Below are 25,500 nucleotides of genomic sequence, written 5' to 3' on the forward strand. Positions count from 1 at the left end.
TGAGTTCCTCAAATTTTAGATATAAAAAAACCCAGCGATTAAACTGGGTTTTTCAATTCTTTCTTCTACTGAAGAAGAGCAAAAAAAGCATCAATTACTTGATTTTAGCTTCTTTGTACATAACGTGTTGGCGAACTACTGGATCAAACTTTTTGATCTCAAATTTGCCTGGCATGTTACGCTTGTTCTTATCAGTTGTGTAGAAGTGACCAGTACCTGCAGAAGATACTAGACGAATTTTCTCACGAATGCCTTTAGCCATTGCTTAATTCCTCTTAAACGTTTTCGCCACGTGCACGGATATCAACAAGAACAGCATCGATGCCTTTCTTATCAATGATACGCATGCCTTTAGCAGTTAGACGTAGTTTAACAAAACGTTTTTCGCTCTCTACCCAGAAACGATGAGTTTGTAGGTTCGGCAGAAAACGGCGCTTAGTAGCATTGCGTGCGTGTGAACGGTTGTTACCCGTTACTGGACGCTTACCAGTTACTTGGCATACTCGGGACATGAATGTCTTCTCCAATCGTTTCAGCTCGATATCAACCTTGGTGGCCGAACCTCTCTATCAATTAAAATAGAAGGTAAAAACCGTTATGGAAAATCCATACAAGGCTATCAAAGGTCGCGCATTATACTAACTTGACACGCATTGCTCAAGACCCGAACAGATCCTTTTTACGGATTTCGTGATCTTTTTTTGTGCAGCGCAGCTTGCTTGAGTAATCAGAGCTGATTTTAGGTCTAAAAATGTGGGCGGAATAATAGCAGATTTAACGCAACTAACAACCTAAAATGTGATTCAAATCCATCCACGCTCTGCAAAAGAGACAACTTCGCCATCTCCAACGACAAAATGGTCGAGAACTCGGATGTCCACCAGCGCTAATGCGTCGGTCAATCGGCGTGTAATCCTCCTATCCGCTTGGCTGGGCTCCGCGACACCCGAAGGATGGTTATGAGCCAAGATTAATGCCGCCGCATTGTGATGAAGTGCCCGTTTAACCACTTCCCGTGGGTAAACCGATGCGGCATCGATGGTTCCTTCAAACATAACTTCGTCTTTGATTACCCTATTTTGGTTATCGAGGAACAATATATAGAAGGCTTCTCGCTGGCGATCACGCAACATGCTCGAAAGATAAAGCTTAGTATGACTAGGGCTAGTGAGTGCATCTCCGCGAGATAACGTCTCTGCTAGATAGCGCTGTGTCATCTCTAACACAGCCTGTAATTGAACATACTTGGCCTGCCCCATCCCTTTATGGGCACAAAATTCTTCCTGCGTTGCTGAAAAAAGATGACGGAGCGAGCCAAAGTCTTTGATCAACTTGTCAGCAAGTTCCAACACGTTCATTCCTTGTGTCCCTGTTCGCAGAAATATCGCGAGCAGTTCAGCATCACTCAAAGAATCAGGCCCTCTATTTAACAACTTTTCTCTCGGCATCGATTCGGCAGGTATTTTATCTATTGGCATATAAAGACAATCATTGGTCATGAACACAACCCATCACCTTAATGAGATCGTAATCAGAGATCCTTCGATAGAGATCAAAGGAAACGAGACACTAACAAAATCGTGTAATTGATAAGTTTGATAACACCAACTTGATGAGCGTCAACTCTGTTCGAGTTCTGCTTCTAGGCACTTATCCTTTGTTCTGATATCGTAAGTCGCAGAGAAATTAAGGAACAGAATCATGCAAACATTGGTTAATCAACTGGATAACGCTGACCTACAAGGCCTGGCTGGGAAAAAAATCCTACTTGGCATTAGTGGTGGTATCGCTGCGTATAAATGTGCCGAACTGACTCGACGCTTAATTGAACGTGGAGCACAAGTACAAGTCGTGATGACGAATGCAGCCAAGGAGTTCATTACTCCTCTCACCATGCAAGCCGTCTCTGGAAGGCCAGTGTCTGATAGTTTGCTTGATCCTGCTGCTGAGGCTTCCATGGGGCACATTGAGCTCGCAAAATGGGCTGATTTGGTATTACTAGCGCCAGCAACCGCTGATCTGATTGCTCGTATGACAGCGGGCATGGGTAACGACCTACTGACCACTTTGGTTTTAGCAACCGATGCGCCAGTTGCGGTATCTCCGGCAATGAACCAACAAATGTACAGCCACCCTGCGACTCAAGAGAACATTGCGACACTAAAACGTCGTGGTTGTGAAGTTTGGGGGCCAGCGGCTGGCGAGCAAGCGTGTGGTGATGTCGGTATGGGTCGTATGTTAGAGCCAATGCAGCTCGTGCATCGCTGTGAAGACTTCTTCCAACCTAAGCCACTTGCTGGCCGTTCTGTGCTTATTACTGCAGGCCCGACTCGTGAAGCGATTGACCCGGTGCGTTACATTACCAACCACAGCTCGGGCAAGATGGGCTATGCACTGGCTGAAGCAGCCGCGAAACAAGGCGCAACAGTGACTCTAATCAGTGGCCCTGTTTCATTAGCGACGCCAAACAAGGTTAATCGTATTGATGTCGACAGCGCTCAACAGATGTTTGATGCGGTTACTGCTAACGCTTCTCAACACGATATTTTCATCAGCTGCGCCGCGGTTGCCGATTACCGCCCTGAGACCATTGCAGACCAAAAGCTTAAAAAGGTCGACGGTAAAGACGACATGACCATTCAAATGGTTAAGAATCCAGATATCGTCGCTTCTGTCGCTTCAATGACGGAAGGACGCCCATTTACTGTCGGCTTCGCAGCAGAAACTCAAGATGTTGAGAAATACGCGCGTGGCAAACTGGAAAGAAAAAACCTCGACATGATTTGCGCCAACGATGTCTCAGTCGAAGGGCAAGGCTTCAATAGCAATAGCAATGAGCTGCACCTTTATTGGAAAGGCGGCGATAAATCTCTGCCACTGGAAAGCAAAGACACACTTGGTTTCCAGATCCTCGCTCAGATCCAACAGCTTATTGATGCATAAACGCACAAATTTGCTCTGACAATCTGCTGACACCTCTCGATTCTGTTGACCTAGGGCTCACAAAACTAGGAAACAGAATTGAATGGTGTTTATAATCCTTCTTCACTCAATCCTCATCTTTAGGAAAGGAAGTAAATAGATGGCTGGTACTCGAAAATCAAACCGTCGTGAAGAAATCCTACAAGCTCTCGCACAAATGTTGGAATCGACCGAAGGTGCTTCTCGTATCACAACGGTAAAGTTGGCCAAGCAAGTGGGTGTTTCTGAAGCTGCGTTATACCGCCACTTCCCAAGCAAAGCCCGCATGTTTGAAGGCCTGATCGAGTTCATTGAAGAAGCATTGATGTCTCGAATCAACCGTATTCTGGATGAAGAGAAAGACACGCTAGAGCGCATACGCCTAGTACTACAACTTATCTTAGTTTTCTCAGAACGTAACCCAGGCCTGACTCGAATTTTGTCTGGTCATGCTCTAATGTTTGAAAATGAACGCCTGCGTGATCGCATCAACCAACTTTTCGAACGCATTGAGACGCAACTTCGCCAGATCCTGCGTGAAAGAAAGCTTCGTGAAGGGAAATCATTCCCAGTTGATGAGAAAATCTTAGCCGCTCAACTGCTCGGTCAAGTTGAAGGCAGCTTGAATCGATTTGTTCGCTCAGACTTCAAATATCAACCGACAGAAAACTTTGATGCTTATTGGGCTCTGCTAAGCGCTCAGATTAAGTAACAATCAAATTAAGTAGCAATCAAATCTTAAGTGATGGTTATGACGACGAAAACTTCTCCGACAAACAGCACTGCACAACACGTTATTACTAAGCCACCTTTTACTCTGGCGTTACTCCACCCTAAATACTGGGGAGTATGGTTCGGTTTTGGGTTATTGGCGCTTATCGTTAACGTTCTCCCTTATCGCCTCTTACTGCTGTTAGGCCGATCGTTAGGCTCTTTGGGTGCTCGCTATGGTAAAAAGCGCGTCGCGGTCGCAACACGTAACTTGGAACTCGCCTTCCCAGATAAGCCTGCAGATGAAGTCGCGGCTATGGTCAGTGAGAACTTCAAGAACACCGGTATGGCACTCATCGAAACCGGCATTACCTGGTTCTGGCCAACGTGGCGTTTCAAGCGCATCCTAGTAGATAAAGACACCCAAACACTGCGTACGCACAAAGCTAACGGTAAAGGTGTTCTTCTATGCTGTGTGCATGCCTTAAACCTAGAGATCACTGCGCGAGCAATGGCTGTTCTCGGTATTTCAGGTTTAGGTGTTTATCGCCCGCACAACAATCCGGCTTATGAATTCATTCAATACCGTGGTCGTACTCAAAACGGCAACCGCCTGATTCACCGTAAAGACGTGAAGCGTATGATTCGAATCCTGCGTCAGGGTGAGATCCTTTTCTACCTACCGGATCATGATTACGGTCGTAACAAGTCTGTGTTTGTGCCTTTCTTCGCTGTAGAAGATGCATGTACTACAACAGGCACTAGTATTCTGGCTTATACGAGCCGATGCGCACTTGTTCCGGGTTCTGGTTTTAGAAATGCCGATGGCAAGTATGAGATCATGGCCGATGAATCGATCGAAGATGACTATCCACAGAAAGATGAGAAAGCGGCTGCCGCCTACATGAACCGCTACCTTGAGAAGATTATCTTAAGAGCACCAGAACAGTGGATGTGGCTGCACAAGCGCTTTAAGACCATGGAAGACCCAGAAGTGGAGCGCGGCATTCGTTATAAATAATGAATACTGAATACTGAACCAAAAGAAAAGGGGCTGATGAATCATCAGCCCCTTGTGCATTCTATAGTCTAATTACGAGTAGTATTAGATGCCGTATTGAGCGCGGTACGCTTTTACTGACTCTAGATGTGCTGCGTCTGTGCCTTTCTCTTCAAGGAAAGTCACCAAGTCAGTCAGGCTAACGATTGAGATGATTGCACAACCGAAGTCACGTTCAACTTCTTGAATTGCAGACAGCTCGCCTTTGCCCTTCTCTTGGCGGTCGATAGCAACAAGCACACCCGCTAGATCAGCGCCGTTTGCCTGGATGATTTCCATCGACTCACGAATCGCAGTACCTGCAGTGATCACGTCGTCCACTAACATGATGCGACCTTCAAGCGCGCTACCGACAAGGTTGCCACCTTCACCGTGGTTTTTCGCTTCTTTGCGGTTGAAGCAGTAGGGCGTGTCTACATCGTGGTGATCCGCTAGTGCAACCGCTGTCGTCGTTGCAATTGGGATACCTTTGTATGCAGGACCAAATAGTACATCAAACTCAATGCCAGAATCAGCCAATGCTGCTGCGTAGAAGCGACCTAAGCGCGCTAGGTCACGACCTGTATTAAACAATCCAGCATTGAAGAAGTAAGGGCTCTTGCGGCCAGACTTTAAAGTAAACTCACCAAACTTAAGTACTTCTTTCTCTAGTGCAAATTCAATAAATTCACGTTGATATGCTTTCATGCTCATCCTCTATGTTTACTCAATAAAACTTAACTTACGCCCTGTACCACCCTTTCAGGTTTTACAGACAAAAAAATAGCCCCCAAATTGGGAGCTATTAAAAATGACTAGTCGGCCAACGCAGCTTTCTGCGCTTCGACGATATCGGCAATGCCCTTATTCGCCAGGGCTAAAAGCTGCATCAGCTCTTCATGGCTGAACGGTTCGCCTTCTGCAGTGCCTTGAATCTCAATCATCTTACCGTCTTCTGTCATTACAACGTTCATGTCGGTATCTGCTGCTGAGTCTTCAACGTACTCAAGGTCACACAGTGCTTGTGCACCAACGATGCCCACTGAAACTGCCGCTACGTGGCCTTTCATTGGGTTCTTTTTCAGTTTGCCGCTTGCTAGTAGGCTGTTGATAGCATCAGCCATTGCAACGCTTGCACCTGAGATAGAAGCAGTACGAGTACCGCCGTCTGCTTGGATAACATCACAATCGACAGTGATCATAATTTCACCCATTACTTTCAGGTCAACAACAGCACGTAGGCTACGAGCGATCAGACGTTGGATTTCCATCGTACGACCACCTTGCTTGCCGCTCGCCGCTTCACGACGGTTACGAGTGTGCGTTGCACGTGGCAGCATGCCGTATTCAGCCGTTACCCAACCCTTTCCTTGGCCTTTTAACCAACGCGGTACGTTTTCTTCTACCGTCGCATTACATAGAACTTTAGTGTTGCCGAACTCAACTAATACAGAACCTTCAGCATAAGCTGTGTAGTTACGAGTAATTTTAATTGGACGAATTTGATCTACAGCGCGGTCATTTGGACGCATTGGTATCTACCTTATTAACAGTCTGAAGTGATTTACTATCGAAAGAGTGCATCACCTAAGAAAGGGGTGAGACAGTTTTGATTGGGGCAAGATTATATAGCAGTTTATCGTGCAAATCTATTTACCGTTCAAAGCTATTTATCACGAAAGGCTATTTACAGTGAAAAGCGACAGGCTTCGAGAGCACACCATATCGTGATACTATGCGTGCGCGTTATTTTCAGAATGATAAAAGACAGGAAAATTCGATGATTTATAGTATGACCGCGTACGCACGCAAAGAAGTAAAAGGCGATTGGGGCAGCGCAGTATGGGAAATCCGTAGTGTAAACCAACGCTACCTAGAAACTTACTTCCGTATGCCTGAACAGTTCCGTGGTTTAGAGCCAATCTTGCGTGAGCGTTTCCGTAAGCGTCTTGCACGCGGTAAGGTTGAATGTAACCTACGCTTTGAAGCAAACCCTGCTGCAAAGGGCGAACTAAGCATTAACGAAGGTTTGGCTCAGCAAGTAATCAATGCTGCGAACCAAGTAATGACGATGACAGGTGAAGACAGCCGTTTGAACCCATTCCAAGTCATGAATTGGCCTGGTGTGATGGAAACGCCAGAGCAAGACATGGATGCCATCAACAAAGACCTACTTGAAGCATTCAACGATGCTATCGCAGAGTTCATTGATGCTCGTGCTCGTGAAGGTGAGAACATGAAGGCGCTAATCGTAAAGCGCTTAGATGCAATCACTGAAGAAGTAGTGAAAGTTCGTGCACGCATGCCTGAGATCCTAGAGTGGCAACGTGAGCGTCTTCTTACCAAATTTGAAGATGCGAAAATCGAACTTGAAGGTTCTCGTGTTGAGCAAGAGCTTATCCTACTTGCGCAGAAGTCAGACGTAGCAGAAGAGCTAGACCGTCTAGATTCTCACGTGAAAGAAGCAAATGCAGTACTGAAGAAAGGTGGCGCTTGTGGCCGTAAGCTAGACTTCATGATGCAAGAGTTCAACCGTGAGTCAAACACGCTAGCGTCTAAGTCTATCAGCACAGACATCACAGCATCAGGCGTAGAGCTTAAGGTTCTTATCGAACAGATGCGTGAGCAGATCCAAAACATTGAATAACAGTCTGTAAGCTGTACACGATAAAGAATAATCAGCTTAATCAGTGTTGATTAGATCAAAATGAGCTCCTAATTTTAGGGGCTTTTTTTATGGATACAGTAATAGTAATCAGGATGAGCAAGTGACTGGTTGTTACGTAGAAGGTTGAGTTAGAGCAAAGAACAGATACAACGATAGTTAGAACGAGATAACGGACGTAAAACAGGATTTTTGAATATTTTGAGGAAGTATTGCAAGTGGAGAAGAGTGTTACGGTAAAACTGAGAGGGAAACAGATTTGAGAGAGAAAGTGACGCAAGTTGCTAATGCAACCTGCGCCGACTTAAAATCTTATAGAGCTACAACGTTTGCAGCTTGAAGACCTTTTTGGCCTTGCTCTACTTCGAAAGACACTTGTTGGCCTTCTTTAAGAGTCTTGAAACCTTCAGAAGCGATTGCACGGAAGTGTACGAATACGTCAGCGCCGCCGTTGTCTTGAGTTAGGAAACCGAAGCCTTTCTCTTCGTTAAACCATTTTACTACGCCGTTTACTTTGTTAGACATGATGTGTCCCTTATATAAAAATAAAAAATTAATCGCCAAAAGTGCGATGCGCTGAAAGCTTGAATTATTTAATGTATCTATGAAGCTAAGGGAAACACTGAGAATAACAATGAAGCAATACTAAGGGTTCTACTTTACAACTGGATGTTTCATTTAATAACCCTGAGAACAGAGCGAGGCCATTCTTGGTGATCTGAGCCTGCTTGTAAAGCGTTATTTGGACAATTTGATGTTTTTTTGTTCAACTGGCTTAAATTAAAAGCCCAACGATATCGTTGGGCTTCATTTATAAAACTTTAACCTTCAAAGTGTTACTCATCTGGCTGCTTGGTTCTAAGGTCTACATACGGCCAATAATGATGTCCAACACGAATCAACAATGTTGCCGCGGCCAAGATAAATGCCGCTAAAGATAACCAAACGATCAATACCGCATCGAGTTCTTTCATGCCCAAAGTGATGTAACGAGCAATCGCCATCATCGCGATATAGATCGGGTATCGCACTGGAATCTTACCGTTCATCACAAACTGCTGAACCATCGCCAACACTTCTAAATAGATGAACATCAGCAGAATGTCGGTCAATTGCACTCGGCGTTCAGCGAAGACATGCATGAACTCTTCGACCATCGCAAACAAGGTCGCGAGCGTGATCGCCACCAGCAATACCGCTTCCATAATGTGGAATACTTTTAAAAACGGCTTACTAAAAGATTTAGGTAAGTGAGAAGGCATAGTCACTCTTCAAAAAATAATTAATCCAGTCTCTACAATAGCATGCATCAATATAAGTCGCGTACTGTCAAAGCACCGACTTTAGGCTAACGCCATCAACTCATCGGTAACCAACATTAAGAAGCAACGGTAAAAAGCAACAAATACAAAAATGGCCCCGCATTCACTGCAGAGCCATCTGTTTGTCTTTTACTTAGCGACTTCTTAGTGGCTAATTAGCCTTAAAGCAGAATCAGGTAAGTTAAGAACACCACACACAGTCCGTAGATAAGCGGGTGTACTTCTTTGCGCTTACCTGCCACAACCATTGTGAATGCGTAGCTGATGAAGCCCATCGCCATACCGTTCGCTGGAGAGAAGCTTAGCACTGTGAACATGATGGTAAAGAAGGCTGCAATGCGTGACTCTTTCTTTTCCCAGTTGATCTGACCAAGACGACCTACCATGTAGATGCCGACTACTACCATCGCCGGTGCAACCATTGCAGCCGAGAAGATAGAGAAGATTGGGTATAGGAATAGCGAGATTAGGAACAGACCAGCCACCATGACTGCTGCCAAACCCGTTTTTGCACCTTGAGAAGAAGCGATGCCAGACTCAGAGAAAGCAGTGATCGATGTGGTACCAAGAATTGAACCAATCACAGTACCGCCCGCATCTGCTACTAGAGCCGATTTCGCGTTTGGCACCTTGCCGTCTTTATCGATGATGCCCGCATCACGGCCAACTCCGACAATCGTGCTCAAGCCATCAAAGAAATCGACAATCAGGAAGATAAGCACGATAAACAGTAGGTCGAACATTTTCTCTGGCGTGAAAGCAGAGAAATCAAAGATAGCGCCGAAGCTGCCAGCCATGCTTGGTGGCATAGCAATGAACTGCTCTGGGATTGGTGCGTTTGAAGTGCCCATGAAGACGTCAGCAAGAATCGTCAACACGATAGCAGAAACGAATGAGATGAACGTTGCTAGCTTGATGTCACGAACCATACAACCCAGTGCGATGAAGATGCTCACGTAAGCGATGATCACTTTTGGATCAGAAATGTCGCCTAAGCCTACCAATACGAATGGGTTAGAAACGATGATGCCCGCATTCTTAAGACCTAAGAAAGCAATGAACAGTCCGAGAGACACGGTAATCGCCAACTTCAAATCTTCAGGAATCGATTCAATCATCGATTTACGAATATTGGTCAATGAGAACGCAAGGTACAAAATACCAGATAGGAAGATACCGAACAGCGCTTCATTCCAAAGCACGGCAACAGATCCACTTAACAGCAGACCTTTGAAAAAGCCGTTCATACTCATGCCCGGCGCTAGCATTACAGGGTAGTTGCCCCAAATGCCCATAATTAGGGTTGCGATTGCCGCAGACAGAGCCGTTGCAGTAAACACGGCACCTTTGTCCATGCCTGGAATATCACCCAAAATTGCTGGGTTAACCGCCAGAATGTAACTCATCGCCAAGAAAGTAATGAAACCCGCATACAGCTCAGTGCCAATCGTGGTTTTTCTTTCAGTGATTTTAAACATCGAATCAAGCGAGCCAGAGGTGTTCTGGGCTTTCAGGGTGGAATCGGTACTCACAACAAAACCTATGCAATAAATTAAGAATTTGGTGATTCAAATGCTGTGAGAATAGAGAGGTCTCTACACTAAAAACTGTAGTCACCAAGGTAGGCTCGGTAGTAGAAACATTTGATCCATTTCATCAAACATATACAGCATTTAATCGTTTGCGCGGATTGTAAGGATTGAGATTAAAACTTCAACAAATTTTGTCCAGATCACATAAAAAAGTACCGATGACGAGTCATTGCATTTATACAAAGATCTTTGAGAAGATCATTTGCTGATAAATAACGATCAAGCCAGTTGTTCTCAATCATCTAAATATGCTACTCTTCGCCTCCATTTTTCTGACCTAATTTTCACCAGTTGCTTCTATTAGTTTTACTCGTTATCTCTTTATAGACGTAACCAACGGCACAATTAGTAGATGCGCCATCGGAACAAAAATTAGAGTCAGTGCTATCTTTTAAAGTGTAGGTTTATTGCCTTCACTCAATCCAACCAACAGTGGAAATATACAGATGGGCAAAGGTACTCTTTACATCGTATCTGCACCTAGTGGCGCAGGTAAGTCGAGCTTGATCTCAGCAATGCTAGAAACCAATCCAACCTACGCAATGAAGGTATCTGTTTCACACACCACTCGCGGTATGCGCCCTGGTGAAGAAAATGGTGTTCACTACCACTTCGTAGAGAAGCATCATTTTGAAGACCTTATTACTAAAGGTGAATTCCTAGAGTACGCTGAAGTGTTCGGCAACTACTACGGTACTTCACGCGTTTGGATTGAAGAAAACCTAAACCGCGGTATCGATGTATTCCTAGATATCGACTGGCAAGGTGCTCGTCAGATCCGTGAACAAATGCCTCAAGCGAAGAGTGTATTCATTCTTCCACCATCAAATGGTGAACTAGAGCGTCGTTTGAATGTTCGCGGTCAAGACAGCGACGAAGTTATTGCGAAACGCATGAGCGAAGCAAAATCAGAGATTTCTCACTATGCAGAATATGATTATGTGATCGTGAATGACGACTTTGATGCAGCCCTAATGGACTTCAGAGCTATCATTCGTGCGGAACGCTTAAAAGAAGATAAGCAAGCAGCGAAATACAGCGGCATGCTTACTGCTTTATTAGCGGAATAATCTAGATCCCCTAGATTTTCTATTGAGATAAGTATACGGTGATCTAGAAAGTATCTAGTTAAACTTGTATACTTTCTCGTCATCAAAAATTTATTAGTTAATTACTATTTGGAGTCCTCATGGCACGCGTAACTGTTCAAGACGCTGTTGAAAAAGTTGGCAACCGTTTCGACCTAGTTCTTATTGCGGCTCGCCGCGCACGTCAAATGCAAACTGGCGGTAAAGATTCACTAGTGCCTGAAGAAAACGATAAGCCAACGGTTATCGCTCTTCGCGAAATCGAAGAAGGTCTTATCACTAAAGACGTACTAGATGCTCGTGAACGTCAAGAGCAACAAGAGCAAGAGGCGGCTGAACTTGCAGCAGTAAGCAGCATCGCTCACACTCGTTAGCTCATATTCGCAAAAAGCGTCATTCGAACTAATTAACCTTCCGGGCCTTTAATTTGTATCTATTCGATAGCCTCAAAGACGTTGCCCAAGAATACCTAACAGAGCCTCAAATTGAGGCTCTGCGTCAATCTTATGTGGTAGCGAGAGACGCCCATGAAGGGCAAACCCGCTCAAGCGGTGAACCATACATTATCCACCCTGTAGCTGTTTCAAGAATCCTGGCAGAAATGCGTCTGGATATCGAAACCCTGCAAGCTGCTCTGCTTCATGATGTCATCGAAGACTGTGATGTCACTAAAGAAGATCTAGAGGAAAAATTTGGCAATACCGTTGCTGAATTGGTTGATGGTGTATCTAAGCTGGATAAGCTTAAATTTCGTGATCGCAAAGAAGCGCAAGCAGAGAACTTCCGCAAGATGGTTCTCGCCATGGTGCAAGACATCCGCGTTATCTTGATCAAATTAGCTGACCGTACTCACAACATGCGCACGCTTGGGGCACTTCGTCCTGACAAAAAGCGTCGTATTGCTCGTGAAACCCTAGAGATTTATTCTCCACTAGCTCACCGTCTTGGTATTCATAACATCAAGACCGAACTAGAAGAGCTGGGCTTTGAAGCCCTCTATCCTAACCGTTATCGCGTACTTAAAAACGTAGTGAAAGCTGCGCGTGGTAACCGTAAGGAAATGATCCAACGTATCCATAGCGAAATTGAAGGCCGCCTTGAAGAGGTCGGTTTGCCTGCTCGCGTACTTGGTCGTGAAAAAAACCTGTTCTCCATCTACAACAAGATGAAAACTAAAGAGCAGCGCTTCCACACCATTATGGACATCTACGCTTTCCGCGTCGTGGTTGATACCCCAGATACTTGTTATCGCGTACTTGGTCAGGCTCACAGCCTGTACAAGCCTCGCCCTGGCCGCATGAAAGATTACATTGCGGTACCAAAAGCCAACGGCTACCAATCTCTGCACACGTCAATGATCGGCCCTCACGGGGTGCCAGTTGAGGTTCAGATCCGTACTGAAGATATGGATCAAATGGCAGACAAAGGTGTCGCAGCGCACTGGTCTTACAAAGGCAACGGCTCACGCAGCAGTAATGGCACAACCGCACAGGTTAAAGCACAACGTTGGATGCAGAGCTTACTTGAGCTGCAACAAAGCGCGGGTAACTCATTCGAATTCATTGAAAACGTTAAGTCTGATCTGTTCCCAGATGAGATCTTCGTGTTCACGCCGAAGGGTCGCATTGTCGAGCTTCCGGCAGGCGCAACAGCGGTCGATTTTGCTTACGCGGTGCATACCGATGTCGGCAACATGTGTGTAGGTGCTCGTGTAGACATGAACCCTTACCCACTCAGCAAATCGCTGAAGAACGGTCAAACTATTGAGATCATCAGTGCTCCGGGCGCACGTCCGAATGCAGCATGGCTCAACTACGTAGTGACCTCACGCGCACGTACAAAGATCCGTCAGGTTCTAAAAACCATGCGTCGTGAAGAGTCGATCACGCTAGGCCGTCGTTTACTGAATCATGCACTTGGCGAACACTCTATTGCCGATATCGGCCAAGAGAATATTGACCATGTATTGTCTGACTTACGCCTAGAAAGCGTTGAAGACTTACTGGCGTCGATTGGTCTTGGTGAGCTGATGAGTATCGTAATTGCTCGTCGTCTGCTTGGTGATGCTGACGAACTGACTGAAGTAGAAAACAACAGTGACACACCAAGGAAGAAATTGGCTATCCGTGGTGCTGAAGGTCTACTACTGACGTTCGCTAACTGTTGTCACCCAATTCCAGATGATCACATCATTGCCCATGTATCGCCAGGTCGTGGCCTTGTGGTTCACCGTGAAACGTGTCCAAACGTTCGTGGTTACCAGAAAGAACCAGACAAATACATGGCGGTTGAATGGTCTGACGATTACGACCAAGAGTTCACTGCTGAACTTCAGGTTGATCTGCAGAATCACCAAGGTGCACTGGCTGAGTTAACTAACGTTATCTCGAAAACAGGCTCGAACATTCACGGTATTTCAACTGAAGAACGTGATGGACGCCTGTACACAGTGACTATCTTGCTGACCACCAAAGATCGTGTTCATCTTGCAAGTATTATGAAAAAGCTACGTGTGATGCCACACGCGCTGAAAGTAAGACGTCGTAAGAACTAACGTTTAAACTTGATAATAGTTTTGCCAAGAATTTAAATCCCCTTAATGCTTTATCGCTTAAGGGGATTTTTATAACCGTAATCCTAGTATTTACCGCGCTCCCTCCCATTCCTGCCTGTACAAAAATCCAGTAAAATGCTTGAATAGATCATCTCTCTTACGTTTATGAGCCTTGTTATGTCACAGCTTTTATCTGCTATCCCTCTCAACTCTTTATCTGGAGTCGGCGCTAAAGTCGCAGAGAAACTGGAAAAGGTTGGGCTTAACAACGTACAAGACCTACTGTTTCACCTCCCTTTGCGCTATGAAGATAGAACACGTATCTACCCAATCGTAAAACTGCACGCTGGCCTTTGGGCTGCAGTACAAGGCAAGGTCATGCATGTCGATACCATTTTCGGTAAACGTAAGATGTTGGCGGTAAAGATCAGTGATGGTAACGGCACCATTACTCTGCGCTTTTTCAACTTTACTGCCGGTATGAAGAACAACTTTGCCGAAGGCAAACAAGTCCATGCCTACGGTGAAATCAAGCGCGGTAATATGGGACTTGAGATCGTCCATCCTGACTACAAGTTCTTTGCACCAAGGCAACAGCCAGACGTTGAAGCCAATCTGACTCCGGTGTACCCAACCACCGAAGGGCTAAGACAAGTCACGCTGCGTAATCTTACCGATCAAGCCTTAGAGCTAATCGACAAGGCCGCAGTTAACGAGCTTCTCCCATCAGGTTTATACGACCACCAAATTACCCTCGCACAAGCACTGCATACCATTCACAGGCCGCCCCCGGGCATTGACCTAGAGCTGTTTGATGAAGGCAAGCACCCTGCGCAACTGCGCCTAATTATGGAAGAGCTACTGGCTCAAAACCTGTCTATGTTGTCTGTTCGTAGCAAAGGGCAGCAAGACAAGGCAATGCCTTTTCCTCCAGTAAACACCCTTAAAGATAAGCTACTGGCTCAGCTGCCGTTTTCACCAACCAATGCCCAAGCACGAGTGACCAAAGAGATCGAAGCTGACTTGGAAAAGCCGCATCCTATGATGCGTTTAGTGCAAGGTGATGTGGGCTCTGGTAAAACCTTAGTCGCTGCACTGGCGGCGGTTCGCGCATTGGAACACGGTCAACAAGTAGCACTTATGGCACCCACTGAACTACTCGCAGAACAACACGCGATTAACTTTGCCAACTGGTTTGAGGCAATGGGTATTCAAGTTGGATGGCTAGCAGGTAAGCTCAAAGGCAAAGCTCGTGAAACTGAACTAACACGTATTGCCAGTGGCGAAGCGCAAATGGTGGTCGGTACTCATGCCCTGTTCCAAGAGCATGTCGAGTTCAAAAACCTTGGTTTAGTGATCATTGATGAACAGCACCGATTTGGTGTCCACCAGCGATTAGAGCTACGTGAGAAAGGCGCAAAGCAAGGCTACTACCCCCATCAGTTGGTCATGACCGCTACCCCAATCCCACGAACGTTAGCAATGACGGCCTATGCCGACCTTGAAACTTCGATTATTGATGAACTGCCACCGGGACGAACCCCAATTCAAACCGTGGCAATTCCTGATACCAAGCGCGATGACATTGTTGAACGTGTGAAAAATGCGTGTCTCAATGAAGGCAAACAAGCCTACTGGGTATGTACGCTGATTGATGAATCGGAAGTACTGGAAGCTCAAGCTGCAGCTGATACAGCAGAAGAGCTACAACGCAAACTGCCTGACGTAAAAATTGGTTTAGTCCATGGCCGTATGAAACCCGCCGAGAAACAAGCGGTGATGCGCGAGTTCAAAGAGAACAAGCTGCATCTATTGGTTGCGACAACCGTGATTGAAGTGGGTGTGGATGTTCCGAATTCGAGCTTAATGATCATCGAGAACCCAGAACGTCTTGGCCTAGCGCAACTGCATCAACTGCGTGGCCGTGTCGGCCGAGGTTCGGTCGCAAGTCATTGTGTATTGTTGTATCACTCTCCGCTGTCTAAAACCGCTCAGAAACGCCTAGGTGTGCTACGTGAAAGTAACGATGGCTTTGTGATTGCACAGCGCGACTTAGAAATCCGTGGCCCCGGTGAATTGCTCGGTACCAAACAAACTGGCTTGGCTGATTTCAAGATCGCCGATCTAATTCGTGACCAACGTTTGATACCTGAAGTGCAGCGTATTGCGCGTCATATTCACGATAGCTACCCAGACAACGCCAAGGCGATCATCAACCGCTGGCTAGGCGAGCGCGATGTTTATTCCAAGGCTTAGCTAACGCTGAGACTGCATAAAAAGACAAAAAGGCTTCCCTTCAAGGAAGCCTTTTTAGTGCTAGTAAACTTTCAGATCTAGGGCTTAACAGGGAAACTGATCTGCGCTTTTAAGCCACCTTCACTACGATTATTCACGACTACCGCACCTTGATGTTGGCTGACAATACGTTTCACAATCGCTAAGCCTAAACCTGTTCCTTCGCTACCACGAGCCGTGTCACCACGCGTGAACGGTTCAAACAACTTCCCGATCTGATCCTGCGGGATACCTGGACCATTATCTTCTACCGTCACCCAAGCAAGCTTGTTATCCGCCGTCATACCAGTTGATACCTTGACCCAACCATTACCGTAACGCAGCGCATTCACCACCAAGTTGCTCACAGCACGCTTCATTGCGATCGGGTTGCCCAACGCAGGTTTCATGGTTTCTGGAATATCGGTTTCAATCTGGACCTCATAGCCACCTTCAGAGCTAGAGACTTCTCGCGCAATATCATCGACAAACACCGCTTGGAATGAGTCTCTGTCAACAGGCTTTAGGTAATCCATGAACTGACTGATGATCTCGTTACACTCTTCGGTATCACTGATGATGCCTTCCGCCAAATAGCTGTCTTCTGGCGACATCATCTCGGTTGCTAAGCGAATACGCGTTAACGGAGTACGTAAATCATGGCTGATACCCGCCATCAACAAGGCGCGGTCTTCTTCTAGCTCTTGGATGCCTTTCGACATCTGGTTAAAGGCTCGAGTTACCGAGCGAATCTCTTGTGCGCCTTGAACTGGCAATGGCGGTGGAATATCACCTCGCCCGACACCTTGCGCCGCTTTCTCTAGCGCTATCAACGGACGGTTTTGCAATCGGATAAACAGCCAACCACCTGCGACAATCAACAGCGCCATGATCAGACTGTTACGAAACAGTGGTGCAAAATCCTCTTCTTGCAGCTCTGATAACGGAATACGAATTAAAGAGTTGGGTAACTGCGCAATGTCCATCCAAAGCACATAGCTCTCTTTACCCAAGATCAGCCGCACTTCAGTTTCAGAACCCAGCTCCTTGGTCATCTCCTCACTCATCAGGTCGATTGCGACCGCATGGTAATACTCACCCGCCGCTTCGCTGTCCTTGGCGTGAACGGTTACCCCGAGCTGTTCAAGCACACGCTGACGCAATGGCGCATCGATCTCGATATCACTGCCTTGGTCCAATACCAGGTTTAGCTCGTGAGCCAAAATCTTATTAAACTGCTGCAAACTTGGCATCAACGCATAGTTAAACACCGCGTAATAAGAAAAAATTTGGCTAGCGACCAATAGCGTTAAGAAAAGCACTATCGACTGAGTAAAGGAGCTACGTATACGCATGGGGTACCCGAGATGTAGAAAGATAAAGAAAGTGTTATATGACTATAACTCTAAACCATTGTGCTGAATAGAAAACGGGCCATCGCATATTAATGAGATGACCCGTAAGATTCACAGAATCGATAAAGCTACTGTAGAGCTTATTAAGCTGAATTACACAGCTTTGCCATCTGGAACGAATACATAACCCAAGCCCCACACCGTTTGGATGTAGCGAGGTTTGCTTGGATCTTCTTCAACTAGACGACGCAGACGTGAAATCTGAACATCGATAGAACGTTCCATTGCTGAATACTCACGGCCACGAGCCATGTTCATTAGCTTATCGCGAGACATTGGCTCACGAGCATTCGTTACCAAGGACTTAAGAACCGCAAATTCACCCGAAGTAAGCGGCATTGGCTCTTCACCACGGAACATTTCACGTGTACCTAGGTTCAAGCGGAACTCACCAAAGGCAACCACAGATTCTTCTGTGCTTGGCGCTCCCGGAGCTTCAATCACTTGGCGGCGCAGTACCGCTTTGATACGAGCAAGCAGTTCACGCGGGTTAAATGGTTTTGGCAGGTAATCATCAGCACCCACTTCCAAGCCCACAATGCGATCCACTTCATCACCCTTTGCCGTCAACATAAGGATAGGCAGCGAGTTGTTTGCGTTTCGTAGACGACGACAGATCGATAGACCATCTTCGCCCGGCAACATTAAATCCAATACCATCAAGTGAAAATTTTCACGGGTTAACAGGCGGTCCATCTGCTCACTGTTTGCCACGCTACGCACTTGAAAGCCTTGCTCTGACAGATAGCGTTCTAGTAATGCACGTAGACGAGCATCGTCATCGACCACTAAAATTTTGTAGTTTTCTTGCATGTAATGGTTCCACCTATTAAAGCTCAAACCTAAGGTTAAGCATTCTTGGTAAATTGTATATTGGTATAAGACATTAAAAATGTAACATTATTGGAGAAAAAGTCGCCTAAATAATTGTTAACGTATGTTGCCTTTCTATATATTCTATCTTAGATCATCATTTCATTAAGTCAGATTTATGAAAACCAAACTTATTACTCGAGAAGGTTATAACAAGCTCAAAGCAGAACATGACCACTTATGGCACGAGAAACGCCCTGAAATTACTAAGATAGTCACTTGGGCGGCAAGCCTTGGAGATCGCTCAGAAAACGCAGATTACACCTTCAACAAGCGTTTGCTTCGTCAGATTGATCGCCGAGTGCGTTTCTTACGCAAGTTCCTACCTGATGTCACGATCGTGGATTACTCGCCACAACAAGAAGGTAAGGTATTTTTCGGTGCTTGGGTCGAAATTGAGAATGATGATGGGGAAATTAAGAAGTTTCGAATTGTCGGCCCAGAAGAGATCTACGGCGATGCTAAAGGCTATATCTCTATCGACTCACCAATGGCTAGAGCTCTGCTCAAGAAAGAAGTGGATGATGAGTTTACGGTAAAAACACCAGAAGGCGACAAAGAGTGGTTCATTAACTCAATTTGCTACGCAGACAACGAATAACCAAACCTAATAAACACCTAGCGATGAGCTGAGTGTTCAAGCAAACCCAAACTCCAGATAAAAGAAAACCCCGCAAGGCTTTCGCCTAGCGGGGTTAAGTCTCTATCGCAGCAATCCGGCTACTGTTTATCTCTTCGAGATAAGGTGCTCCCTGCATCTTTCCTTGATAGTGGCTAAATCCTTTAACCAATTTCCTTTTTGTTCATCGCCATCCTAGCGGTGTCCATTCTAGCCTGTCATCCTGACTGGCGAATCTCATCCAGAGATTATCACTTCCTTGCTGACCACTCATCCTAAGTAATCAAATCTTCATCCTGAAGATACCTAGTCCATTAGGCTTTTTCCTGTTCCTGCCAACTCCCTGTCGACAAGTTAAATATTACGGCAAATGGCCGTGTTTCCTAGATAGTCTTAAAAAACATTTCAGGTGAGAAATACGCCCACAAACACACAATCAAATAAAATCAGCAACTTAGTTTAACATCAAGACGATTTCATCGGTCTAAAGCGACTTAGTCTCACATCACTTGTAAGAGATCTCGCACAAAGCGGGTATCACAAACGGAAATTCGACTTCTGACAGGATAATTACACAGCCAAAGCTAGAAAAAGCGTACGCTCACCCCCATGTATTTGTCATGATATTAAATAAGAGATTCATCGGATGAGCCAAGCTATCTGTCGACTGATCGCTGAAGAACTGAATGTCCGTTCTGAGCAAGTCACTGCCGCAGTAAACCTAATTGACGACGGTAACACCGTTCCCTTTATTGCCCGCTACCGTAAAGAAGTTACGGGTGGCTTAGACGATACCCAACTACGTAACCTTGATAGCCGCCTTTCATACCTTCGCGAGCTAGACGATCGTCGCCAAACAATTCTTAAGTCGATTCAAGACCAAGGAAAACTCACGCCAGAACTCGAGCGTGATATCACTCAAGCAGACAGCAAGACTCGCCTAGAAGATTTATACCTGCCATACAAACCAAAGCGCCGTACTAAAGGCCAGATCGCGATTGAAGCGGGCTTAGAACCACTTGCCGACACACTGTGGAATGAACCACAGCACGATCCAGAAACGGAAGCGGCGAACTTCATCAGCAACGATAAAGGCATTGCCGATACCAAAGCTGCTCTCGATGGTGCTCGTGCGATCATCATGGAACGCATTGCGGAAGACGCAAACCTACTAGAAAAGATTCGCCAACACCTAACACGCAACTCAGAGCTAGTCGCTCGTGTAGTGACAGGTAAAGAGCAAGAAGGCGAGAAGTTCAAAGACTACTTCGAGCACAACGAAACACTCAGCAAAGTGCCGTCACATCGTGCTCTTGCCATGCTACGAGGCCGTAATGAAGGCTTCTTAACACTGGCAATGAACGCAGACCCAGAGCAAGAAGAAGGTGTACGTGGTTCATACTGTGAGAACATTATCTCTGATCACTACGGCATTACCCTAAGCAGCGCACCTGCGGATGCTTGGCGTAAGCAAGTGATTAGCTGGGCATGGCGCATCAAGGTTTCTATGCACATGGAAACTGAATTGATGGGCGCAATGAAAGAGCGTGCAGAGATCGAAGCGATTGAAGTATTCGCAACCAACCTAAAAGACCTACTCATGGCAGCGCCAGCTGGTCCTCGAGCAACCTTAGGCTTGGACCCAGGTTTACGCACCGGTTCGAAAATCGCTGTCGTGGATTCAACCGGTAAGGTTTTGGCAACAGAAACTATTTACCCTCACCCACCTCAAAAGCAATACGACAAATCGGCACACGTGGTTGAGCAGATGGTTCGTCAATTCAATGTTGATTTGATTGCGATTGGTAACGGTACGGCTTCACGCGAAACCGACAGCTTTGTGGCTGACGTAATTAAACGCGGCAACCTAAAAGCGCAAAAGATCATTGTTAGCGAAGCGGGCGCATCGGTGTATTCCGCATCTGAACTAGCTGCAAAAGAGTTCCCGAACATGGATGTATCAATTCGTGGTGCGGTGTCTATTGCTCGTCGTCTGCAAGATCCACTGGCAGAGCTAGTGAAGATTGACCCTAAATCGATCGGTGTGGGCCAATACCAACACGATGTGAGCCAAACTATGCTCGCTAAGCGCCTAGATGCGATTGTCGAAGACTGTGTAAACGCGGTTGGTGTTGATGTGAATACAGCGTCTGCCGCACTGTTAACTCGTGTTGCTGGCCTTTCTAACACCATCGCCCAGAACATCGTGGACTTCCGTGATGAAAACGGTCGCTTCGAAGCGCGTACAACACTGAAAAAGGTCGCTCGTTTAGGGCCAAAAGCGTTTGAACAGTGTGCGGGTTTCCTAAGAATCATGGATGGTAAGAATCCGTTAGATGCATCATCGGTTCACCCAGAAGCTTACCCATTGGTGAAAGCCATCGCCGAGAAAAACCAGAAAGACATCAAGTCTCTGGTGGGTAATACAGACTTCTTACGTGGTTTACAAGCGGTTGATTACACCAATGAGAACTTCGGTGTACCAACGGTAACCGACATCATCAAGGAGCTGGATAAGCCGGGTCGAGATCCTCGTCCTGAATTCAAGACAGCAACCTTCGCCGATGGCGTAAATAGCATGTCTGACCTAGAACCCGGCATGATCTTAGAAGGTGTGGTTTCAAACGTAGCTAACTTTGGCGCCTTCGTTGACATTGGCGTTCACCAAGACGGTTTAGTACATATATCAGCGCTAACCGATCGTTTTGTGTCTGATCCTCATGAAGTCGTGAAAACGGGAGAAATCGTCAAAGTGAAGGTGATGGAAGTGGATGTTCAACGTAAACGTATTGCACTAAGCATGCGTATGAAAGATGAACCCGGCCAAGACAACCGTGCACAACGTTCAAGTACACCTCGCACGCAAAACCGCCCGAACCAAAGCTCACAAGGTGGACAACGCCGCCGTGAGGAACCGCAACAAAACGCGGCGATGGGTGGTGCTTTTGCCGCTGCCTTTGCTAAAGCGAAAAAATAATCCGTTAACACATCTGAAAAACTGATTCGCCTAAAACAAAAAACCTGCATCCCTTAGGGTATGCAGGTTTTTATTATGTGTTCAAAAAAGACATCGAAGTTTGGTTGGGTCATAAGTTTTCGATTTATAACACAACCAGCATTCCTGATGGAGCATGAGGCGCAACAGCATGACCATAATGATATTTTATGACCTTACGTCGCTTCTCCATCTGTCCCTCTTGAATCGCCGCATCTAAAACATGCTTTGGCAGGCGGAAACGCATGGTATAGCCCTTTCCTTGATCAGCACTGTATGTTTTCAGTGCCAATAAGCTGAACAGCCGATCAAAAGGGTCTTGTGGCTCTTCTTGGCTAACCGAATTGGCCTCTGACTCGTTCTCCATTTCATAACCTGGATGGTCTGAAGGATCCCAAGCCGACTGCTGCCTTCGTTTATCGTCTGATTTTACCTTACGCTCTGCATTGGTTCTCGCCAATGCTACTGCGGGAGCAACAGGCTCTCGGACTCTATTATCACGCGCAACTTGCTCTGTTTGCACATTAACGGACGGGGCGATTAGTGGCACACTCACTGCAGTTGCAGGTGACACAATCATCGCGAACTCTCCTCAAGAATCGCCCATCGTTTTTGCTATAACGCTGTTGTACTGTGAGTCAGCACAACAGGCATAGCCCAACTTACCGCAATCAGCTCAGGAGAGAGTTAGGTCTGAGTATCATGCTGTGCATTGGTGTTATACCAATCGTAGTAAATAACTGCTCATCCTAGCTTGTTAAAATGCTCGATAACTGCGTTAGAACTTTTGATTGTAGAATAACTACTTATCAAAACTACTTGTCAAAAAAAAAGCTGCCTTGTTCTCAAGCCTTTTTCCTACGCTATTTTTGAACACTTACTTACTGTGATTGGTATTAGCTTATATATCGACCAAGCCGGATATATATTTAGCAATTATTTTTGTGCGAAGCTGACAAGCTCACTGCAAAAGGCATCCGCTTCGGTCATAAACGGTGCATGCGAAGACTGGGTAAATATGTATTGCTCGGTATGAGGCAAGGCTGTGCCTAAGTCTTTCGCAACCTTGATTGGCACCAATCCATCTAATCGACCATACAAGCGTAGCATTGGTACTGAAATCTCAGGCAGTTGTTCACGCAGATCGACATCCGACAGCATCTTTAATCCTGCCAATAATGAGTCAGGGTTCGGCAACGGGCGAGACAGCACCGCTTGCTTGAGTTGTTTTACATCTTGCCTTGCTGAAGGGCTGCCCATGGCTTGCAATGCCATAAAGCGTTCGATGGTGGTTTGGAAATCTTCAACCAGTTGCTCGGTGAATGCGCTTAATACGTTGGGCTGAATGCCTCGCCATAACACGGGCTCTTTTGCAGCGGCGAATTTGGGAGAACTGGCGACAGTCACCAGCTTGCTCACGTAATCTGAGTGATGGAGAGCCATGTGCGTTGCGACCAAGCCTCCAAGTGACCAACCCACCCAAATCGCTTGCTTTGGTGCTTCGGCCAAAAGCTGCTGAGCAATCTCTTCAAGATCTTGAGCGTGGCAGTGCGCGCTGTGTCCATACCCTGGTAAATCGACAACATGCACTCGAAAATCAGCTTGTAATGCATTAACGGTTTGTTGCCATACCGCACCGTTCATTCCCCAGCCGTGAACCAGTACTAAATCAGGCCCTTGCCCAGAAACATGCCAATATAACGCGTCACTCATTCTCAATATTCCCTACTTTTTCCATCAGCGATAATCCGCGCTTTTCAGTATGGTGAGCAAAAGGAACACCATAACCCAAAAGCATCACGAGCTATGTTATCCGATTGGCTACAAAAACACACACCACGTCTGGTCACACCTCAATGCCACCTGTGCAAACTTGATAAACTGCCCAGTGATACACATCCTCGATGGTGCAATTCTTGTCTCAAACTCTTTCAGCCAGTACCACGCTGCCAACGATGTGGTTTAAAAACACTGCTCACAGTAGAGCAGTGCGGACAGTGCTTATCTCAACCTCCACCTTGGCATCGCCTCTACTGTGTCGGCGATTACACCTTCCCTACAGCAGGTTACATTCAGCAAATGAAGTACGCTGATAAGTTTTGGTTTGCACGTGATCTATCTAAGCTATTGGCATCACGTATCGAATATCCTGCTCCGCTGATCACCAGCGTGCCGCTGCATTGGCGTCGATATACTCATCGCGGCTTTAATCAAAGTAAGCTGCTAGCCGACTACACGGCTCAAGAGCTTGGCGTTGAAAGTGATGTGCTCTTTCGTCGAATTCGCTCAACGGCTTCCCAGCAGGGGCTGACTAAATCCGCACGATTACACAATCTAAAGAGCGCTTTTGCGCTGCGAAAACAAGACGTTCAAGGAACTATCCCCTCTCACGTCGCGATAATTGATGATGTTGTAACCACCGGCAGTACTGTGTATCAATTATGCCAATTACTACTTGAAGTGGACGTTAAAAGGATTGATATTTACTGCATCTGCCGCACTCCTGAGCCCTCTGGATAAAAGCTGTGAATCACTACTTGTACAGCAATCCAACAAAAAAGGGCTGAATTACAAATCTGACAGGAGTAGAATGGCGCTAATAACCTACAAATCTACTCAGGTATTCGTCGTGTCAAATATTACTATTACAGAAACAGCTCAAACTCATTTTGCCAATCTGCTGTCACAGCAGCCTGAAGGTACAAACATTCGTGTGTTCGTGGTAAACCCGGGTACACAAAACGCAGAGTGTGGTGTTTCTTACTGCCCAACAGATGCTATCGAAGCGTCTGACACAGAGCTTAAATTCGAAGCTTTCTCTGCATACGTAGATGAGCTAAGCCTACCGTTCCTAGATGAAGCTGAAATTGACTTCGTTACTGACAAAATGGGCTCTCAGCTAACGCTTAAAGCACCAAACGCTAAGATGCGTAAAGTCGCAGACGATGCACCACTTCTAGAACGTGTTGAATACGCAATTCAAACACAAGTTAACCCGCAACTTGCTGGTCACGGCGGTCACGTTAGCTTGGTAGAAATCACTGAAGACGGCGCAGCTATTGTAGCATTCGGTGGTGGTTGTAACGGTTGTTCTATGGTTGATGTAACGCTAAAAGAAGGCATCGAGAAAGAACTTCTTCAACAGTTTGAAGGTGAACTGACTGCTGTTCGTGATGCAACTGAGCACGATCGTGGTGAGCACTCTTACTACTAATCACTGATTTAGTGTTAGTTGTTATTTGAAAGGTTGATGCGCAAGCATCAACCTTTTTTGTTATGTGGATAAGCAAGTTAGGACTATCGCGTTCTCTCTATACTCTTTTGCTATACAACCATATTTTCACCTCGTTACCATCTTGAGTAAGGTATTCAAGTGATCGTAATCGATTCCT

Annotated in this window: 24 protein-coding genes and 1 riboswitch; of the genes, 12 read left to right on the forward strand and 12 right to left on the reverse strand. The window is 46.0% G+C overall.

Annotated features, from left to right (window positions below):
* Positions 1-94: 94 nt before the first annotated feature.
* The 3 genes from rpmG to radC form a co-directional block, all read right to left on the reverse strand.
* The gene (rpmG, locus tag AB4375_RS05730; RefSeq protein WP_002535344.1) at positions 95-262 is read right to left on the reverse strand and encodes a 50S ribosomal protein L33; all 168 of its coding nucleotides are present in this window, start codon (positions 260-262) and stop codon (positions 95-97) included.
* Positions 263-275: 13 nt separating this feature from the next.
* The gene (rpmB, locus tag AB4375_RS05735; protein WP_004728407.1) at positions 276-512 is read right to left on the reverse strand and encodes a 50S ribosomal protein L28; all 237 of its coding nucleotides are present in this window, start codon (positions 510-512) and stop codon (positions 276-278) included.
* A 291-nt stretch (positions 513-803) separates the two neighbouring features.
* A complete protein-coding gene (gene radC, locus AB4375_RS05740; RefSeq protein WP_017071069.1) occupies positions 804-1,478 on the reverse strand; it encodes a DNA repair protein RadC in 675 nt (224 codons plus the stop codon).
* A gap of 223 nt (positions 1,479-1,701) precedes the next feature.
* Here radC and coaBC point away from each other — a divergent pair, with 223 nt between their 5' ends.
* The 3 genes from coaBC (at position 1,702) to lpxL (ending at position 4,693) form a co-directional block, all read left to right on the forward strand.
* The gene (coaBC, locus tag AB4375_RS05745) at positions 1,702-2,943 is read left to right on the forward strand and encodes a bifunctional phosphopantothenoylcysteine decarboxylase/phosphopantothenate--cysteine ligase CoaBC (RefSeq protein WP_102394583.1); all 1,242 of its coding nucleotides are present in this window, start codon (positions 1,702-1,704) and stop codon (positions 2,941-2,943) included.
* A 139-nt stretch (positions 2,944-3,082) separates the two neighbouring features.
* Positions 3,083-3,673: a nucleoid occlusion factor SlmA gene (gene slmA / locus AB4375_RS05750; RefSeq protein WP_004741428.1), complete on the forward strand. Its 591-nt coding sequence runs from the start codon at positions 3,083-3,085 to the stop codon at positions 3,671-3,673.
* A gap of 39 nt (positions 3,674-3,712) precedes the next feature.
* Positions 3,713-4,693, forward strand: a complete 981-nt coding sequence (lpxL, locus tag AB4375_RS05755; RefSeq protein WP_017059266.1) for an LpxL/LpxP family Kdo(2)-lipid IV(A) lauroyl/palmitoleoyl acyltransferase — start codon at positions 3,713-3,715, stop codon at positions 4,691-4,693.
* An 84-nt stretch (positions 4,694-4,777) separates the two neighbouring features.
* Here lpxL and pyrE read toward each other — a convergent pair whose 3' ends face one another.
* The gene (gene pyrE / locus AB4375_RS05760) at positions 4,778-5,419 is read right to left on the reverse strand and encodes an orotate phosphoribosyltransferase (protein ID WP_017059267.1); all 642 of its coding nucleotides are present in this window, start codon (positions 5,417-5,419) and stop codon (positions 4,778-4,780) included.
* Between the two features lie 107 nt (positions 5,420-5,526).
* Positions 5,527-6,243 carry a ribonuclease PH gene (gene rph / locus AB4375_RS05765; protein ID WP_009847983.1) on the reverse strand — a complete coding sequence of 239 codons (717 nt, stop codon included), beginning with the start codon at positions 6,241-6,243 and terminating at the stop codon, positions 5,527-5,529.
* Between the two features lie 248 nt (positions 6,244-6,491).
* On the opposite strand from rph, the gene AB4375_RS05770 reads away from it, so the two are divergent.
* Entirely contained in the window at positions 6,492-7,358 is an 867-nt protein-coding gene (locus AB4375_RS05770) for a YicC/YloC family endoribonuclease (RefSeq protein ID WP_017069239.1), read from the forward strand.
* A gap of 330 nt (positions 7,359-7,688) precedes the next feature.
* On the opposite strand, the gene AB4375_RS05775 is transcribed toward AB4375_RS05770, so the two are convergent.
* The 3 genes from AB4375_RS05775 to AB4375_RS05785 all read right to left on the reverse strand — a co-directional run bounded on the left by AB4375_RS05775 (position 7,689) and on the right by AB4375_RS05785 (position 10,230).
* A complete protein-coding gene (locus tag AB4375_RS05775; RefSeq protein WP_017071067.1) occupies positions 7,689-7,901 on the reverse strand; it encodes a cold-shock protein in 213 nt (70 codons plus the stop codon).
* A 311-nt stretch (positions 7,902-8,212) separates the two neighbouring features.
* Complete coding sequence (locus AB4375_RS05780; protein ID WP_017062464.1) at positions 8,213-8,638, reverse strand: phosphate-starvation-inducible protein PsiE; 426 nt, start codon at positions 8,636-8,638, stop codon at positions 8,213-8,215.
* Positions 8,639-8,859: 221 nt separating this feature from the next.
* Positions 8,860-10,230 carry an NCS2 family permease gene (locus tag AB4375_RS05785; protein WP_017062465.1) on the reverse strand — a complete coding sequence of 457 codons (1,371 nt, stop codon included), beginning with the start codon at positions 10,228-10,230 and terminating at the stop codon, positions 8,860-8,862.
* A 58-nt stretch (positions 10,231-10,288) separates the two neighbouring features.
* Positions 10,289-10,388: riboswitch (purine riboswitch) on the reverse strand.
* 348 nt (positions 10,389-10,736) lie between these two features.
* On the opposite strand from AB4375_RS05785, the gene gmk reads away from it, so the two are divergent.
* The 4 genes from gmk (at position 10,737) to recG (ending at position 16,188) form a co-directional block, all read left to right on the forward strand.
* Complete coding sequence (gene gmk / locus AB4375_RS05790) at positions 10,737-11,360, forward strand: guanylate kinase (RefSeq protein WP_017062466.1); 624 nt, start codon at positions 10,737-10,739, stop codon at positions 11,358-11,360.
* Positions 11,361-11,479: 119 nt separating this feature from the next.
* Positions 11,480-11,752, forward strand: coding sequence for a DNA-directed RNA polymerase subunit omega (gene rpoZ, locus AB4375_RS05795; protein ID WP_009848003.1), 273 nt, complete (start codon positions 11,480-11,482; stop codon positions 11,750-11,752).
* Positions 11,753-11,805: 53 nt separating this feature from the next.
* A complete protein-coding gene (spoT, locus tag AB4375_RS05800; RefSeq protein WP_372051182.1) occupies positions 11,806-13,932 on the forward strand; it encodes a bifunctional GTP diphosphokinase/guanosine-3',5'-bis pyrophosphate 3'-pyrophosphohydrolase in 2,127 nt (708 codons plus the stop codon).
* Between the two features lie 177 nt (positions 13,933-14,109).
* Positions 14,110-16,188 (forward strand): ATP-dependent DNA helicase RecG, encoded by a 2,079-nt coding sequence (gene recG, locus AB4375_RS05805; protein WP_017066313.1) that lies wholly within the window; start codon positions 14,110-14,112, stop codon positions 16,186-16,188.
* Positions 16,189-16,265: 77 nt separating this feature from the next.
* Here recG and envZ read toward each other — a convergent pair whose 3' ends face one another.
* Together envZ and ompR are read right to left on the reverse strand one after the other, a co-directional pair.
* Positions 16,266-17,561: a two-component system sensor histidine kinase EnvZ gene (gene envZ, locus AB4375_RS05810; RefSeq protein WP_017062469.1), complete on the reverse strand. Its 1,296-nt coding sequence runs from the start codon at positions 17,559-17,561 to the stop codon at positions 16,266-16,268.
* A 153-nt stretch (positions 17,562-17,714) separates the two neighbouring features.
* Positions 17,715-18,434 carry a two-component system response regulator OmpR gene (ompR, locus tag AB4375_RS05815; RefSeq protein WP_017068942.1) on the reverse strand — a complete coding sequence of 240 codons (720 nt, stop codon included), beginning with the start codon at positions 18,432-18,434 and terminating at the stop codon, positions 17,715-17,717.
* A 178-nt stretch (positions 18,435-18,612) separates the two neighbouring features.
* On the opposite strand from ompR, the gene greB reads away from it, so the two are divergent.
* Both greB and AB4375_RS05825 read left to right on the forward strand, forming a co-directional pair.
* Entirely contained in the window at positions 18,613-19,095 is a 483-nt protein-coding gene (gene greB, locus AB4375_RS05820) for a transcription elongation factor GreB (RefSeq protein WP_017063080.1), read from the forward strand.
* Positions 19,096-19,759: 664 nt separating this feature from the next.
* Positions 19,760-22,090 carry a Tex family protein gene (locus AB4375_RS05825; RefSeq protein WP_372051183.1) on the forward strand — a complete coding sequence of 777 codons (2,331 nt, stop codon included), beginning with the start codon at positions 19,760-19,762 and terminating at the stop codon, positions 22,088-22,090.
* Between the two features lie 124 nt (positions 22,091-22,214).
* On the opposite strand, the gene AB4375_RS05830 is transcribed toward AB4375_RS05825, so the two are convergent.
* Both AB4375_RS05830 and bioH read right to left on the reverse strand, forming a co-directional pair.
* Positions 22,215-22,688 (reverse strand): ATP-dependent Lon protease, encoded by a 474-nt coding sequence (locus tag AB4375_RS05830; protein WP_102472982.1) that lies wholly within the window; start codon positions 22,686-22,688, stop codon positions 22,215-22,217.
* 356 nt (positions 22,689-23,044) lie between these two features.
* Entirely contained in the window at positions 23,045-23,821 is a 777-nt protein-coding gene (bioH, locus tag AB4375_RS05835; RefSeq protein WP_017063077.1) for a pimeloyl-ACP methyl ester esterase BioH, read from the reverse strand.
* A gap of 93 nt (positions 23,822-23,914) precedes the next feature.
* Here bioH and AB4375_RS05840 point away from each other — a divergent pair, with 93 nt between their 5' ends.
* The gene (locus AB4375_RS05840) at positions 23,915-24,628 is read left to right on the forward strand and encodes a ComF family protein (protein WP_170962812.1); all 714 of its coding nucleotides are present in this window, start codon (positions 23,915-23,917) and stop codon (positions 24,626-24,628) included.
* 109 nt (positions 24,629-24,737) lie between these two features.
* A complete protein-coding gene (gene nfuA / locus AB4375_RS05845; RefSeq protein WP_004741449.1) occupies positions 24,738-25,322 on the forward strand; it encodes a Fe-S biogenesis protein NfuA in 585 nt (194 codons plus the stop codon).
* Positions 25,323-25,500 lie beyond the last annotated feature (178 nt).

This window comes from Vibrio sp. 10N.261.51.C6, from assembly GCF_041471785.1.
Classification (GTDB): domain Bacteria; phylum Pseudomonadota; class Gammaproteobacteria; order Enterobacterales; family Vibrionaceae; genus Vibrio; species Vibrio crassostreae_C.